Here is a 14,252-nt window from a genome sequence, read left to right as displayed (position 1 = left end):
TGGACTATCTCCTCATCAGGCTAATCACGGTTTTTGACCCGGCTTTTTGCCGGGTCTTTTTTTGCCCTTTTTTTGGGCTTGTGGCTTCAGGCTAATGAAGTCTTTAGGTGCTGCGAATTCGATGGCGCGGATAATATCAAAAGAATATCGATTGGCAAGCCGAGCCCGGCCACATTGGGGCAAACTAATGACAAATAGCACTTGAGAATCAATCGCACACTCACTAAGCTGCATTCGCGTCATGGAGGACGCCCCCCCCAGCACACCCCGCAATTCCCCTCGGTTTCAGCCCTTCCTGCGTGTAAAGTAACGGCCATAAAAATCATATTCAGGAACCGACTATGACCGTGGCCAAATCTTCGTTCGACATCAGCGCCAATTTCGACAGCGGCAATATTCAAGTCATCGATATCAGCAACCCGCTCAACCCGGTTCTGGCCATTCGCCCCGACACCCGCAGCGCCCATTTCCAATGGTTTCACTTCAAAGCCAGCGGTCTGCATGTAGGCCAGGAACACTGGTTTCGCCTCAACAACGCCAGTCAGTCTTCCTACAACAAAGCCTGGACCGGCTATCAAGCCGTGGCCTCCTACGATCACGTCAACTGGTTCCGCGTACCGACGATTTTCGAAGGTGACTGCCTGCGTTTTGGTCTCGAAGCAAGCCAGACCCACGCCTGGTTTGCCTATTTCGAACCCTACAGCCGTGGCCGTCACGACTGGCTGATCGAGCAGGCGCTGAGCAAGGCTGGCACCGAACTGCTGGCCACCGGTAAAAGTATCGAGGGCCGCGATATACAATTGCTGCGCAAAGGCACCGGTGCCGAGGGCCAGCGCAAAGTATGGATCATCGCCCAACAGCATCCGGGCGAGCACATGGCCGAATGGTTCATGGAAGGCGTAATCGAACGTCTGGAAAAACATGACGACCCGTTGCTCGACAAACTCCTGGCCAGTGCCGATCTGTATCTGGTGCCGAACATGAACCCCGACGGCGCTTTCCACGGTCACCTGCGCACCAATGCGATGGGCCAGGATTTGAACCGCGCCTGGCAGAACGCCAGTCAAGAGGTCAGCCCCGAAGTATTTTTCGTACAACAGCAAATGGAAAAATACGGCGTCGATCTGTTCCTCGACATACACGGCGACGAAGAAATCCCCCACGTATTCACCGCCGGTTGCGAAGGCAATCCAGGCTACACGCCACGTCTGGAGAAACTCGAAGAGCATTTCCGCAGCCACCTGAAACACACCACCAAAGACTTCCAGACCCAACACGGCTACACCCGCGACGAACCGGGCCAGGCCAACATGACTCTGGCCTGCAACAGCGTCGGTCAAAAGTACGACTGTCTGTCGCTGACTCTGGAAATGCCATTCAAAGATCACGACGACCATCCCGATAAACAAACCGGCTGGTCTGGCAAACGTTCAAAACAACTGGGCAAGGACGTGCTGACCACCATCGCCGACATGGTCGATACCCTGCGCTGATCCCTCCTCCCGCTACACCAAAAGATCGCAGCCAGTCTGCGATCTTTTGCTTTGTGCAATTCAAAGACTCGCGCAATCCGGTTGCAAATCAAAACCTCAGCCCGTACCGTAACTCTGGTTTTATTTTGAAACCTATACAGGACGTCGGGCATGCAACTTAAATCGTTAAACAGCAGCGTTGTGCTGCTTTTCGCCGTGGCTTGTGGCCTGGCAGTGGGTAATGTCTATTACGCACAGCCTCTGCTGGATGCCATGGCCGAAGCTTTTGCAATGTCGCCGGCCAGCATCGGCATCGTCATTACCCTGACGCAGACGGGTTACGGCATTGGATTGGTACTGCTGGTGCCACTGGGTGATCTGCTCAACCGGCGGTGGCTGATCGTTACGCAAAACCTGCTCTCGGTAGTCGCTTTGCTGATGATCGCGTGGGCGCCGAACAGCGCCTGGCTGTTACTGGGCATGACACTGACCGGCTTGCTCGCCGTCGTGACGCAAGTGCTGGTGGCTTACGCTGCAACGCTGGCTGACCCGGCGCAACGGGGCCGCGTAGTCGGCGTGGTGACCAGCGGGATCGTCGTCGGCATCTTGCTGGCGCGCACGGCCGCCGGTGCAATGGCTGATCTGGCCGGCTGGCAGGCGATCTATTTGCTCTCGGCCGGGCTGACGTTGCTGATGACATTGTTGCTGTTCGGTGTATTGCCCAAGGATGAACCGCCGCAGCCCGACACCACATATGTGGCGTTGATTGCCTCGGTATTCAGCCTGTTCAGGCAGGAGGCGGTGCTGCGCCAACGCGCGATACTCGCGCTGCTGACATTCGCCAGCGCCATGGTGCTGTGGACGCCAATGGTGTTGCCGCTGTCCGCCCCGCCGTTGTCGCTTTCGCACAGCGAAATCGGTCTGTTCGGCCTCGCGGGTGCCGCCGGTGCGCTGGCCGCCGCGCGTGCCGGGCACTTGGCCGATCGCGGTCTCGGTCAATGGGTCAGCGGGCTTTCGCTGCTGCTGATGCTCGCGTCCTGGCTGCCCATCGCTCTGACCGGGTCCTCGCTGTGGGCCTTACTGCTCGGCGTGATCACTCTGGATCTGGGCTTGCAAGCCGTACATGTCACCAGTCAGAGCATGATCTACAGCGTGCGCCCCGAAGCGCAAAGTCGCCTCACCGCCGGTTACATGCTGTTTTATTCGATTGGTAGCGCTGGCGGTTCGATTGCCTCAACCGCCATGTACGCCTGGGCGGGCTGGGCTGGCGTGTGCCTGCTGGGTGCAGGCATCAACGCCGTCGCATTGGGGTATTGGTGGCTGACCCTGAAAAGTGGCGCACCTGCGCGATGCGCCAGCCAGTCGGGTTAACGGCGATCGCGGCCGCGCAACATGCTGTCGAGCACCTCGTCACGGCGCACCCAGCCATGGAACAACGCCGCCGCCAGATGCAGCAACACCGTCAGAAATAGCAGATACGCCAAATACCCATGGGCCTTGCGCAGTAACGCAAACAGTTGCGCATCCGCTGGCACAATCGACGGTAGCTGCACAGAGGTGCTGAGCATGACCGGCTCGCCCGAAGCACTGATCATCGCCCAGCCAAGCAGCGGCAACACCAGCATCAACGCATACAACAACAGATGCGAAGCCTTGGCCGCCATCACCTGCCAGCCCGGCAAATCCGCCGGCAGCGGTGGCTGGCGGGTGGTCAAACGCACCAGCAGGCGCACGATCACCAGCGCCAGAATCGCAATGCCCAACGGTTTGTGCAGATGAATCAACCATTCATGCCGCGACGACACCGAGGTGACCATACCCGCGCCAATAAACAGCATGGCGATAATCATCACCGCCATCAGCCAATGCAGCAGGCGCGCCAACAGGGCGAAATGAGTCGGTTGGGTTCTCATGGACGAGCCTCCTGTTTGGCGGCGGGCAACTGGCTGACTTCGCTGGTGCGACGCAGGTAGGAATCGGCGTAACCGGCAGAGCGCGCGGCAAGCAATGGATCGTCAGTACCTTCAATCCCCGAGGGCAGTACCAATGGGTCGTAGTTGATGTCGCGGCACTCACCACTGAGTTGCGGCTGGGTTTTCTCCAGTACCAGCGTGCCGGCATTCAGCACTTTGCGCCCGGCCGGCCAGGTTTTACTGGCATCGTTGACCGGGTCGTCGGGATTGGCCAGGGTGATATTCAACTGAAAGCGCAGCGGTGCGGCGGCGAGCTTTTGCACCAGATCCTTTTCGAGAAAATCGCCGCCTTCAGGTGCGGTGGCACCCGCAGCATCTGCAGCCATGGGCGTCATGCTCCAACGCACTGCCTGCTTTTTGCCGCTGGCGTCCACCAGATAAAACGCGTTGATGCTGTTGTAGGTTTCAGTGGCATAACTGGCCGACGGCTTGGCGGTCTTCACCCAGGTCAGAAACGGCACAGCTTCGGGATGTGAAGCGAAAAACGCCGGGACTTTCGATGGATCAGGTTTGCCGGTGGCCGGGTCGGGTGACTGCGCCTGCTGCAACTGGTAGAACGCCTCGGGCGTGCCTACCGGAAACACCGGCATGCTGTTCATCCCGGTGCGCCATTGCTGACCGTTGGCCTGAGTGAAACGCAACGCCAGACTGCGAATCGGCACACTACTGTCAGGCGCATAAGGGTTGCCCGCCGGCAGCGCGAAACGCCCGACCACCGGGGTGCGCGGATCGTTGAATACTTGCGCGGAAGAAAACACCCGCGCCTCGCCACTGCTCTCGAAATGGCCGATCACGCACACACCTTTGGCATGGTTACGACGAAATCCGGGATGTACGCCGTTGTTTTTCTCCAGCACATCGACCAGCGCTTTCGGCGTCAGACGTTGTGGGTCGAAGTTACCGTGCACGTAGGCAAACGCCCCGGCGACGGCAGCGACGACCACGGCAATGCCGCTCAGACGCAAGATCAGGCTCGCGGCGCTCAAAGGCGGGCGCTGTGGCCCGCCTGGCGGTGAAGTGGGCGGTGAGCTGCGATCAACCATGAAAGACTCCAGGACCATCGGCCGTAGGGAAAGGTGCTATGAGACGCACGCCTCGTAGGATTATTCCCTTTGAACTGTAGTTTCTTTCAGGACGATGCGTATGGCGCTGCGTCGAGCAGATTAAATCGGCTGAAATCGCGGCTCACGCTTTTGCAAAAAAGCCTGCATTCCCTCCTTTTGCCCGGGCGTTGCGAACAAGCCATGAAACACCCGACGTTCGAACAGGAGGCCTTCGCGCAACCCCGGCTCCAGCGCACGATCCACCGCCTCGCGGGCTGCGCGGGTCGCCGTGCGGGGAAATCCGCCGATACGCTGCGCTACCGCCAACGCCTGCGCAAGCAAATCGTCGGTGGCGGTCACCCGTGAAACCAATCCGGCCTGTTCGGCTTCCCGAGCGCAGATCGAGCGCCCGGTCAAAATCATGTCCATGGCCTTGGCGCGCCCGATCAATCGGGTCAGGCGCTGGGTGCCGCCCATCCCGGGCATCACCCCGAGGGTGATTTCCGGCAAGGCGAATCGCGCCGATTCGGCAGCGATAATCACGTCGCACATCATCGCCAACTCGCAACCGCCGCCATAGGCAAACCCCGCCACTGCAGCCACTTTCGGTGTCCTGAACGCGGCAAACTCGTCCCATCCGGCGAAGTAATCTTGCTCGATCATCTCCAGGCAGGACATGGCGTACATCTCTTTGATATCGGCTCCCGCAGCAAAGTATTCGTGTGTACCGGTGATCAGGAAACAGCCTACACCCGGGTCGTTATCCAGCCCACGCAGGGTCTCCAGTAACTCCGTCATCATTTGCGTATTCAGCGCATTGCGCGCCTGTGGACGGTTAAGCCGGATCAGCGCCACGCGCCCCAGTCGTTCGATCAAAATGTTCATGTTGGTCTCGCTCCTTGAATAAAAAATCTGTGGGAAAAACGTCGCAGTGGTGTCAGGAATCCCAGATGGCGCCGTAGGCCGGAATACCGCGAGCTTCCATTTCCTCAACCACCTGCTGCGTCAGCCTCTGGTTGGAAATGCAGATGACTGCCTCTGCGCCGAACGACTGCACGGCGTCATACGCCAACTTGACCAGATCGGGTTTGCCCGACACCGCGGTGTCCCAGATCAGCGCGTCCGGTTGCGCCGCGAGAATTTCATCCACTAGCGCATCGCCATAGGTGGTTCGCGGACTGCGGGTCGACCAGATCAGGCGAATCGGCACTTGTTTGGCCAACAGGTGCGGCAACACCGGACCGATTCCGCTGCCGGTGGCGACGTAGACCACCGATTTGAACAGCGTTTCAATGCGCGCCACGCCCGCCGTGCTGATGCCCTTGACCCAGACGTGGGTCGGCGCCTGCTCGATGAATGCTCCCGTCCAGTCTCCCGCTCTTGAAATGATCAGTCGGAAACCGTTCTCTGCGGGTGCAGGAATATTGGCAAAGGAGTGCCATTCCCACAGCGGATTACGACTGATCGCTGTGGCGGAGCCGGCAAACGGTGTGTGATGGGAAAAACGCGCGACCACCGCATGCGCGGAGGGCCTGACCACACTGATCGGGACTTTGCGCAAACGCAGCCATGGCGAGGCGATGCTCAACGTCAGCAACAGCAGCATCCAGAACGACACCGATTGCAGCAGAACGTCTGTCAGCGCCAAGGCAGGATTCTGCTCTTGGGCAAACATCAGCGTCATTGCCCAGAACATCAACAGCGCCGCCCAACCGGCGAAACGATGAGTCCGTTCGAAAGCGTTGTGAAAGCGCCCGCGTATGCCCGGCAACGCCATGATCGCAACCAGCAGCAGCAAACCGAACAATCCGCAGCTCACTCCGATCAGCGCCAGCGAAACCCCTCCCGGCCCGGCAAAACGCTGCCAGATCATTGATCCGAGCAATGTCGCAAACCAGGCAATCGCCGCCATCGCGCCACCGCTGTGCAGCCCGCCGAAATGGTAGACCTTGGCCAACGTCCGGCGAATCGCCAGCGGCCAGGTGGTGGGCGCCCGGGTGGCCAGCCAGAACAGCAGATTGATCAGGTATTGCTGGCGAATCAGGATCGCCATCGACAGGTTCGCCACCACCAGCCCCGACAGGGTCGGCAAGTTCACGCCCGCGCTTGTCCACCACTCACCGACGTTCAAACCGTACATCAGCGCGGCAAGGTTGGCGGTGAATACCAACACCACCAGACGGTTGTAATGCGAGCATATCGGCAGCGCTCCCAGGCGCCGCCAAAGTGCTCGCTTGGGCGGCATCTGCAGGTTCGAAGCCAGCCCGCTCATGCCGTCACCGCCTGTTCGGTGCGAGCATCTTGCGCCTGATGCGCCACTGCCCACTCAAGCAACAAACGCTTGTCGACCTTGCCACGCGACGTCAACGGAATGGCCTCGACGGCAAGAATCAGGGACGGCACGCAGTAATAGGCAAGCCGCTCTGCGCACAGGCTGCGCGCGACATCGATATCCGTGGTGGGTGGATAGACGAATGCCACCAGATGGCGACTGTCGAGCTTGAGCGTCACCGCACGCTCACAATTGGGCGCTGACTCCAACGCTGCAGAGACCGAGTCGAGCTCGACCCGAAAGCCTCTGACCTTGACCTGATCATCGATGCGGCCCAAGTGTTCAAGCTCACCGTCGACTGTCCAGCGTGCAAGATCACGGGTGCGAAACATCATGCGCCCCTGTCCGAGAAACGGATCGGGTTGATAACGCTCGGCGGTCAACTCGGGATTGCCCAAGTACCCGGCCGTGACGCAATTGCCGCCGGCCCACATTTCGCCCGGCTCACCCGGCGCGCAGAGCTGGCCCGCCTCATCCAATACATAAACCGTGTTGTTGGGAGTCGGTTTGCCAATCGTCAATGGTCCGACGCCCCGATAGTGCTGCATGGTATTGACGATGGTGGTTTCGGTCGGCCCGCAGGCGTTATAGAACGTGCAAAACGCCGACCAGCGATCCGCCAACGGTTGCGGACATGGCTCACCCGCCAGCGCGACCACTTTCAGTTGAGTGCAGCGCGCCGGATCAAGGGTGGCGAGAATCGATGGCGTCGCAATCAACACGTCGCAGCGCTCGGCAGTCTGGGCAATGTCCTTGCCCCGGATCAACAGTGTCGCCCCATGGGCCAGACACCCCAACACTTCCCAGGCCGACATATCAAAGGCGATATTGAGGATCTGTCCGACCCTCAACCCGGGACGAATGCCGAGGTTGCCGGGCGCGGTCAGGAGAATGTTGCAGACGTTGCGTTGCGTCACGCGAACACCATTGGGTTGGCCAGTGGTGCCGGACGTGAACAGCACAAAACACAACGAATCAGGCGATGACGCTGCGCTGCCGATGTTCCGGTCATCTGCAGCGACACTGTCGACGCTGATGAACGCGTCAAGGTGGATGCACTGTTGTGCCGCCGTCAGCGGCAGCGCCGATGCCAGTTTCGCCAGCGTCAGTACCACGCGCACGTTGGCCACCGTAAGGATATGCCGCATCTGCGCCGCCGGGGTAACGCCCACATGCTGCGGAATATAGGCGGCACCGATTTTCAGCACCGCCAGCATGCCCACCAGCATCGGGATCGAGCGTTCGACAAACAGCGCGACATGATCGTCCGCCACCACACCTTGCTCCAGCAGGGTTGCGGCGAGACGATTGGCTTGGCGATTCAATTCGCGGTAAGTGATGGAGCGGCCCTGATACTCCGCTGCGATAGCCTGAGGCCGGGCTATCGCCTGCGCTTCGATGGCGCGGTGGATCAAAGTCGCTTGAGGCTGGCGCAGCGGACCGCATCCAAAACGCGGCCATGACTTTGATTCAACCGAAGCCGTCAACGTGCTTGATGCACAACGGTTATTCCTCGCGAATGTTTGCATTGGACTTCCCTTCTATCCCGACAATGGTTCAGTCACGCCTGGCGCAGTGGCTTGGGGTTACACCGCCTGCCAGACGTGTCAGTCAAAAGGGTTGAGAAGGGAAATCAGCCGCCATTACAGTGACTACAAAGCGCGGCGAACTATCCTACAAAGCGAGGTACAAAAACTTTCACTGCTGCGGATGGAATAATCGGCGCGCCGGGACGTCTTCCAAGCCAACACCGCGTTTCGGGCCTCAAGGCATGTTCCATTTCATCAGCACTACGGCATGAATACCTCACCATGAACGAGCTAGACCAACAGCTACGTGAATTGATCCCGCGATTGCGCCGCTTTGCCGTGTCGTTGACGCGCAACAGCAGCAGCGCCGACGATCTGGTGCAGGCCTGCCTGGAGCGTGCCTTGTCGAGTTGGGGCGCCAAGCGCGCCGACGGCGACTTGCGTGCCTGGCTGTTCGCAATCCTCTACCGGCAGTTTCTCGACGCCCACCGGCGCTCGCGGCGCTATGCGCGGATGCTCGAGTTTTTCACCGGACGCGAGGATGCCGAGCCTTCGGTGGAACGCACCGTGATTGCCCAGTCGACCCTGCAGGCCTTCGACCGATTGCCGACCGAACAACGCGCCCTGCTGTTGATGGTTTCGGTGGAAGGCCTGACTTATAAAGAGGTCGCCGAGATTCTCGGCGCCCCGATCGGCACCGTGATGTCGCGCCTGTCCCGCGCCCGCCAGGCCTTGCGCCAACTCAGCGACGGCGAAATCAGCAGCCCTTCTTTGCGGATACTCAAATGATCAGCCTGCCTCCCAGCGAGCGTGATTTGCACGCTTACGTCGACCACCAGCTCAGCGACGCCGACCGGCGTGTGCTGGAAACCTGGTTGGCCAGTCATCCGGAACACGCTGCGCAAGTACGCGCCTGGCAGCAGGATGCCCAGCAATTGCGCGCGGCGCTTGGCGGTGCCTTGCAGCTACCGGCCAATCCGGCGCTTGACCCGCTGATGCTCCGCCAGCGTCGTCAGCGCCAGGCACGTCGCCATCTGGCCAGTGCGGCGGTGCTGTTGATCGCGGTGAGCGTCGGCGGCTTCAGCGGCTGGCAGGCCCGTGAGATGACCCTGGTGCGCCCTTCCCTGTTACCGATGACCGACGCGTTGCAGGCGTATCGGCTGATCGCCCAGCAAGGGATGTTGCCGGCCGATTACAAGGTCGACAGCGACGGTGACATGCAACGCTGGCTCGACCGCTACTTCACCAAAGCCGGTCGCTTGCCCGATCTGAAAGCGGCCGGGTTTGAACCGGTCAGCGGACGCCTGCTCAGCACTGACGAAGGCCCGGCGGCGATGGTCATGTATGAGGATGGCAGCGGGCACAAGGTGAGCTTTTACGTTCGCCCACCGGGACCGAAGAACACCTTTTTGCCGCGTGGCAGCCGCAGTGATGGCGACTTGCAGGCCGAGTACTGGTCGGGTGGCGGGTACAACTACGCCATGGTCAGCCCGACTGACTCCCCGGCGGCGCAACAGCTCAGGCAATCGCTGCAATTCTGAATCGCTCCTGTAGGAGCTGCGGCACGCTGCGATCCTTTGATCTTGATCTTAAAAAACAGGGTCAAAAGATCGCAGCCTCGTTGCACTCGACAGCTCCTACAGGGATTGAGTCGGGTCAGCAAGGGGGCGAGTCAGGTCAGAAACCGACGTCGAGCACCACATTGTCCAGATAAGTGCCCGCCGGTGGTGTGGTCTGGTCGGTGTAGATCTTCGCGTTGTAGTTGAAGATCTGGCTACCGGTGCCCAACCCGTTACCCGGATTCACCTCGGCATCGGTACTGGCGCGCCGCGCCGCGCCGACACTGCCCCAGCGCGTGGTACCGGCGCTTTTGAAAATGTCATAGGCGAGAAAATTGCTCCCGGAAATCATCCGCCGCCGCCCGCCGACACTCACCGCGTTCTGCCCGTCGCTCAAGCCCACGGTGTAAGCACTGCCTTTGGTGCAGGCCAGATTGATCGTCTGTCCGGTCACCGGGGTGAACGCGCTAACCACCGGCGCGCTGCCGAAGGCAATGTTCGGCGCGGTAATCGTGCAGTCGTTGGACACCGTCAGGTTCACCGTCAAAGAAGTCGTGCCGTTGGCGATATCGCGCCCAATGCAAATGGCACCGATGCCGATCCCGGAACAGTAATTCCAGTTCCAGAAAATGCTCAGGGTTTCGGTGTACACCCCGGCGGCGACGTTGCTGCCAATGGTTGTGCCGAGATAGAGCGGCACGGTTTTCGGCGTCGTACCGTTGAGCAGGCCCAAGGCATCGATGATGCCGTTGCGCGCGAAGTCGTAGGCGGTGCCGCGCGTCAGCGGGTAGCTGGTGCTGTTGTTGGCGTAGATCGTGTAATTGATGACATCGCCGGTCGGCCCGACCAGACCACTTTTAGTCGAAGAAACGGTGCCCCAGAAGTGGTCGTTGCTGGTCAGCAGGGACAACAGAGAGCCGGTGCAACTCAAACCGGCATTCAGTGTGGAACTGGGCTGCGAAGTCGTGCGTACGGCGATCGAACTGAGCATGCCGAACGCCGCCGGCGTGGTGCTGACCACCGAACACGCGGCCTGCACCGCCCCGGGTATAAGCAGTGCCAGACATAACAGCCATCGCCGGAACATCATTGACACACCAACGGGCCAATCAACGGCACCTGATCCTGATTCAGATCGACACTGAACTGCGCCTGACAGGTCTTGCCGTCGGCCAGTGTTACTTGCAGCGAGTTCTGCGCCTGCAGGTTTTCCAGATAGACCAACCCATCCCAGCCGACCACCGTCCGCGTGCCGCTCTGCTCGTGCAAAACACCCGCGCCCAGCGGCAGCTCGCGCTGCTGCGCGTCAACCAGAACGATGCTCGCGGCAATCACTCGGGTCAGCGGAAATTCCAGCAGATAACCGCTGCCACGCCTCACCGCGATGCGCTGTTCGACGTTGGGACTGCGTACGTTGGCCGGCAGATTCAGTGGATCGATTTCATACTTGCCCCGGTAATAAGCGCTGCTCCACGGCACCAGCAGATGACCGTTCTTGTCGGTCTGGCCGACCTGCTGGTTTTCGTAGCGCACCGGAATGTCGGCAAAACCCTCAGTACTGACCACCACAAAAGCGTCGTCGATACGGTTGGCGGCGAACACCTGACGGTCCATCCACACCAGTGAACCACTGGCGTCGGCCCAACGGGTTTCGGCGTCGGAAGTACCGTAGACACCGGCCTGCAATTGCACCGATTGCAGGCGCCAGGTGACGTCAGCCTGACGATAGTCGGCGCCGTCACCCTTGGCATAACCCAGATTGAAACCTACGCCGCCCTCGGTCGGCACCGCGCGACTGTAGTTGACCCGCTGCTGGCTCTGCCCGGTTTTACTGCGTTCGGTGCTGATCGCCAGACTGCCGCGCAAGTCGAACGGAATCACCAGTTGCGCCTGCACGGCCCAGTTGCTGTCGCCGATTTCACGGTTGGCCGACAGGTAGAAACTGCTGTTGCGCCACAACGGTTTGCTCCAGCTGAGGTTGAGCAGCCGCGTGCGCGAATCGTCCGCCGCGCGCACATCGAAATAACCCGCGCCGAGGCTGCCCCAGCGCTCGAGATTGAGGCTCAGGGTCGCCTGTTCGCTGCGCCGGCTAAGACTGATGTACGGGCTGTCGACCACGCTCAGATCGGCGTATTGATCATGGCGTTGCAACCGCTGATAGGAAAAGCTGAAACGCTGGTTGCTGTACTGATAGCCCAGGCTGACCTGGTGGCCGCCCTCGCCGTCGAAACGACTTTGGCTCAGTGCACTGTTGAGCACACCGAAGTTACCGAGCTGCCAATTGCCGCCGAGGCCGCCCAGTGTCAGCGAATCGGCCGCTTCGGCATGGCTTTCCAGGGTGAAACTGTCGCTGACGCCATAGCGCAGGCTGCCGGAGGTGACACCCGGGCCGTAATTGAAATCCTTCAAACCATAGTCGCGACGCAACGTACCGGCAGCCACGGAAAAATCGCTCAAACCTTTTTGCAGCAAGGTGCTGGTGACATAGAACGGCACCGTGGTCGAGACCTGTCGACCGAGCGCATCAGTGGTCACTACGACAGCTTCGCCCGCACCGTTGATGAACGGAATATTGGTCAGCGTGTAAGGTCCTGGCTGCAAATCTGCGCTGCTGGACTTGTAGCCATTGATGAACAGATCCACCGAGGATGGCACCGCCGCTTCACCGGCAAATTGCGGCAACGGATAGGTCACCAGATCCGGGCGTACCGCAAAGTCCCGAGAAAACTGCACGCCACCCAACCGCACCGAACTGCTCCACGGCAATGCACCGCTGATCACGTCACCCGCCTCGTAGGTGAGCATTCGCTCGTCATCGGAGTATCGCCAAGTGGTGTCGTAGCGCAGATAGCCGTTGTCCAGCGTGTTGAGCGAATCACCGGACAAGGTTCGCCGGTATTGCCCGGTGTTGGACAGCGTGCCCCAGCTGTCGAACAGCCGCACTTCGTTCCACGCTGCCAGATAAGTGCCGGCATCGTCGGTGTCATTGAGGTACAGGTCATAGTTGAACAGCGCGCCGAAACTGCTCAGCGCCGGCGTCCGCGGATAGCTCTGCCGATTGCCGATGAACTGTTCTGGCAGCCAGTCCGGCGGCACGTCCAGGAGCAGGCGCTGACCGACGCTGTCGTAGTCACTGTGCAGCCCCGCCAGACTGTCGAGATCGACCTCGGCGCCGAGGCTGTCGGGCAACTTCATGCCGGTTTCGCGTAACGCCGTCGCCGGCAAAAACAAGCGCCCGTCGCGCTGCTGCACCGCTACCACGCGTCCGGTATTCATCTGGTTGACCACCAGTTCCAGAAACAACTGAGCATCACTCACGGCCTCCATGCCGCTCGGTGGCGGCGGCAGATCGCCGGCCCCGGATGGTTGAATGAACATCAGGCAACACGCGCCGGTGATGAGCCACAACGGACGCTGAATACGGCGAACCCGTCCTGGGTTCATACGCGTTTTACGTCCGTCAATGGACTGAATCCTCCTGATACCGCTTTCGTCGACGCCAGATGCCCGCGCTACGACTCACTCACTTGGCGGGCGTGATGCTCTGCACCTGTGCCGCGCCATTTACTCGTACCTGCAACGCCGAATCATTGGTCAGCGGTGTCGGTGCCGGCCAGCGCATCACCGCACCCGGCAGCACGTAACCGAGCAGCCCTTCGGCCAACGGTTTGCTCTGCCCGGCCTGCTTTATAGCCACGTCGGTCAACCGCGCATGCACCGCGCCCTGATTGCGCACTTCCACATAAGGCTTGCCGTCCACGGCTACCGTGCGCCAGCTCAACTGCGGCAGGCCGACCCCTTTGGGATCACGCGCACGGGTGCTGTCCTCTTTGCTCCACAACCCGGCGCCATAGGCAAACAGCGGCACCGAATAACGCATCTGGAAGCGGATCGCTGCGGCGGTTTTGCCTCCGTCAGCGGTCGCGGGTTGTGCGGAAGGAATTTCGTCGATGATGATCCGGTAGGCCAGTTCCTGCCCCGGCGGCACTTCCTTGGTGCGGGTCAGGCGCACCAGTTGTTTCTGCCCCGGTTCGATTTTCGCCACCGGTGGGCTGCCGATCACGTCGCGCTGGTTCTGGTATTGCTCGGCGAAACCACTCTGGCTCCAGCCGAATACGCGGATCTGCAGATTGGCGGTTTCGCTGCCGCGGTTTTCCAGCCACAGCGCACTGGCCTGTTGATCAGCCTCCAGCACCGGATCAATCGGCCAGATCAGCACCGAACTGGCAGCGTGTGCGGTGCTTGCCCCGAACATGACCACCGCGCACATCGCGCAACACACGAGCGAATGCCGTGACGTAACTGACCCCATAAACCTGCTCCTTGTCGGCCATTCAACTTCGC

14 protein-coding genes are annotated in these 14,252 nt (G+C 60.4%); 4 read left to right on the top strand and 10 right to left on the bottom strand.

Annotated elements, in window-relative coordinates; all coding sequences use genetic code 11:
- Positions 1-24: 24 nt before the first annotated feature.
- The gene (locus ACIPIZ_RS05235) at positions 25-243 is read right to left on the bottom strand and encodes a hypothetical protein (RefSeq protein WP_162531852.1); all 219 of its coding nucleotides are present in this window, start codon (positions 241-243) and stop codon (positions 25-27) included.
- 98 nt (positions 244-341) lie between these two features.
- Here ACIPIZ_RS05235 and ACIPIZ_RS05230 point away from each other — a divergent pair, with 98 nt between their 5' ends.
- Together ACIPIZ_RS05230 and ACIPIZ_RS05225 are read left to right on the top strand one after the other, a co-directional pair.
- Complete coding sequence (locus tag ACIPIZ_RS05230) at positions 342-1,493, top strand: M14-type cytosolic carboxypeptidase (RefSeq protein WP_064389263.1); 1,152 nt, start codon at positions 342-344, stop codon at positions 1,491-1,493.
- Between the two features lie 150 nt (positions 1,494-1,643).
- Positions 1,644-2,843, top strand: coding sequence for an MFS transporter (locus tag ACIPIZ_RS05225; protein ID WP_105704870.1), 1,200 nt, complete (start codon positions 1,644-1,646; stop codon positions 2,841-2,843).
- On the opposite strand, the gene ACIPIZ_RS05220 is transcribed toward ACIPIZ_RS05225, so the two are convergent.
- The 5 genes from ACIPIZ_RS05220 to ACIPIZ_RS05200 all read right to left on the bottom strand — a co-directional run bounded on the left by ACIPIZ_RS05220 (position 2,840) and on the right by ACIPIZ_RS05200 (position 8,349).
- Positions 2,840-3,385, bottom strand: coding sequence for a cytochrome b (locus ACIPIZ_RS05220; protein WP_064389261.1), 546 nt, complete (start codon positions 3,383-3,385; stop codon positions 2,840-2,842). The genes ACIPIZ_RS05225 and ACIPIZ_RS05220 overlap by 4 nt on opposite strands.
- Positions 3,382-4,488 (bottom strand): catalase family peroxidase, encoded by a 1,107-nt coding sequence (locus ACIPIZ_RS05215; RefSeq protein ID WP_105704869.1) that lies wholly within the window; start codon positions 4,486-4,488, stop codon positions 3,382-3,384. Before ACIPIZ_RS05215 ends, ACIPIZ_RS05220 begins: the two co-directional genes overlap by 4 nt.
- A 120-nt stretch (positions 4,489-4,608) precedes the next feature.
- Positions 4,609-5,373, bottom strand: coding sequence for an enoyl-CoA hydratase-related protein (locus ACIPIZ_RS05210; protein WP_105704868.1), 765 nt, complete (start codon positions 5,371-5,373; stop codon positions 4,609-4,611).
- A 52-nt stretch (positions 5,374-5,425) separates the two neighbouring features.
- Positions 5,426-6,760 (bottom strand): hypothetical protein, encoded by a 1,335-nt coding sequence (locus ACIPIZ_RS05205; RefSeq protein WP_401164403.1) that lies wholly within the window; start codon positions 6,758-6,760, stop codon positions 5,426-5,428.
- Positions 6,757-8,349, bottom strand: a complete 1,593-nt coding sequence (locus ACIPIZ_RS05200; RefSeq protein WP_105704866.1) for an amino acid adenylation domain-containing protein — start codon at positions 8,347-8,349, stop codon at positions 6,757-6,759. The genes ACIPIZ_RS05205 and ACIPIZ_RS05200 overlap by 4 nt, the downstream gene beginning before the upstream one ends.
- A 282-nt stretch (positions 8,350-8,631) precedes the next feature.
- Between ACIPIZ_RS05200 and ACIPIZ_RS05195 the strand changes: the two genes are divergently transcribed.
- Positions 8,632-9,138: a sigma-70 family RNA polymerase sigma factor gene (locus ACIPIZ_RS05195; protein ID WP_105704865.1), complete on the top strand. Its 507-nt coding sequence runs from the start codon at positions 8,632-8,634 to the stop codon at positions 9,136-9,138.
- Positions 9,135-9,890, top strand: a complete 756-nt coding sequence (locus ACIPIZ_RS05190; RefSeq protein WP_401164400.1) for an anti-sigma factor family protein — start codon at positions 9,135-9,137, stop codon at positions 9,888-9,890. Before ACIPIZ_RS05195 ends, ACIPIZ_RS05190 begins: the two co-directional genes overlap by 4 nt.
- A gap of 136 nt (positions 9,891-10,026) precedes the next feature.
- Here the strand turns inward: ACIPIZ_RS05190 and ACIPIZ_RS05185 are convergent, their stop codons facing one another.
- The 4 genes from ACIPIZ_RS05185 to ACIPIZ_RS05170 all read right to left on the bottom strand — a co-directional run bounded on the left by ACIPIZ_RS05185 (position 10,027) and on the right by ACIPIZ_RS05170 (position 14,242).
- Positions 10,027-10,998: a spore coat U domain-containing protein gene (locus ACIPIZ_RS05185; RefSeq protein ID WP_122662070.1), complete on the bottom strand. Its 972-nt coding sequence runs from the start codon at positions 10,996-10,998 to the stop codon at positions 10,027-10,029.
- Positions 10,995-13,352: a fimbria/pilus outer membrane usher protein gene (locus ACIPIZ_RS05180; protein WP_122854295.1), complete on the bottom strand. Its 2,358-nt coding sequence runs from the start codon at positions 13,350-13,352 to the stop codon at positions 10,995-10,997. Before ACIPIZ_RS05180 ends, ACIPIZ_RS05185 begins: the two co-directional genes overlap by 4 nt.
- Before the next feature lie 79 nt (positions 13,353-13,431).
- Positions 13,432-14,163, bottom strand: coding sequence for a molecular chaperone (locus ACIPIZ_RS05175; RefSeq protein WP_236708301.1), 732 nt, complete (start codon positions 14,161-14,163; stop codon positions 13,432-13,434).
- Positions 14,108-14,242 (bottom strand): hypothetical protein, encoded by a 135-nt coding sequence (locus ACIPIZ_RS05170; RefSeq protein WP_256585369.1) that lies wholly within the window; start codon positions 14,240-14,242, stop codon positions 14,108-14,110. Before ACIPIZ_RS05170 ends, ACIPIZ_RS05175 begins: the two co-directional genes overlap by 56 nt.
- Positions 14,243-14,252: the final 10 nt, after the last annotated feature.

It is taken from the genome of Pseudomonas sp. NPDC087690, assembly GCF_044743175.1.
Lineage (GTDB): Bacteria > Pseudomonadota > Gammaproteobacteria > Pseudomonadales > Pseudomonadaceae > Aquipseudomonas.
This window is presented reverse-complemented; position numbering and strand designations above follow the sequence as displayed.

What these genes read in the sequence shown, in the direction of transcription:
- ACIPIZ_RS05235 (WP_162531852.1), bottom strand. Translation starts at nt 243, where the DNA reads ATGACGCGAATGCAGCTTAGTGAGTGTGCGATTGATTCTCAAGTGCTA.
- ACIPIZ_RS05230 (WP_064389263.1), top strand. Translation starts at nt 342, where the DNA reads ATGACCGTGGCCAAATCTTCGTTCGACATCAGCGCCAATTTCGACAGC.
- ACIPIZ_RS05225 (WP_105704870.1), top strand. Translation starts at nt 1,644, where the DNA reads ATGCAACTTAAATCGTTAAACAGCAGCGTTGTGCTGCTTTTCGCCGTG.
- ACIPIZ_RS05220 (WP_064389261.1), bottom strand. Translation starts at nt 3,385, where the DNA reads ATGAGAACCCAACCGACTCATTTCGCCCTGTTGGCGCGCCTGCTGCAT.
- ACIPIZ_RS05215 (WP_105704869.1), bottom strand. Translation starts at nt 4,488, where the DNA reads ATGGTTGATCGCAGCTCACCGCCCACTTCACCGCCAGGCGGGCCACAG.
- ACIPIZ_RS05210 (WP_105704868.1), bottom strand. Translation starts at nt 5,373, where the DNA reads ATGAACATTTTGATCGAACGACTGGGGCGCGTGGCGCTGATCCGGCTT.
- ACIPIZ_RS05205 (WP_401164403.1), bottom strand. Translation starts at nt 6,760, where the DNA reads ATGAGCGGGCTGGCTTCGAACCTGCAGATGCCGCCCAAGCGAGCACTT.
- ACIPIZ_RS05200 (WP_105704866.1), bottom strand. Translation starts at nt 8,349, where the DNA reads ATGCAAACATTCGCGAGGAATAACCGTTGTGCATCAAGCACGTTGACG.
- ACIPIZ_RS05195 (WP_105704865.1), top strand. Translation starts at nt 8,632, where the DNA reads ATGAACGAGCTAGACCAACAGCTACGTGAATTGATCCCGCGATTGCGC.
- ACIPIZ_RS05190 (WP_401164400.1), top strand. Translation starts at nt 9,135, where the DNA reads ATGATCAGCCTGCCTCCCAGCGAGCGTGATTTGCACGCTTACGTCGAC.
- ACIPIZ_RS05185 (WP_122662070.1), bottom strand. Translation starts at nt 10,998, where the DNA reads ATGATGTTCCGGCGATGGCTGTTATGTCTGGCACTGCTTATACCCGGG.
- ACIPIZ_RS05180 (WP_122854295.1), bottom strand. Translation starts at nt 13,352, where the DNA reads ATGAACCCAGGACGGGTTCGCCGTATTCAGCGTCCGTTGTGGCTCATC.
- ACIPIZ_RS05175 (WP_236708301.1), bottom strand. Translation starts at nt 14,163, where the DNA reads ATGTTCGGGGCAAGCACCGCACACGCTGCCAGTTCGGTGCTGATCTGG.
- ACIPIZ_RS05170 (WP_256585369.1), bottom strand. Translation starts at nt 14,242, where the DNA reads ATGGCCGACAAGGAGCAGGTTTATGGGGTCAGTTACGTCACGGCATTC.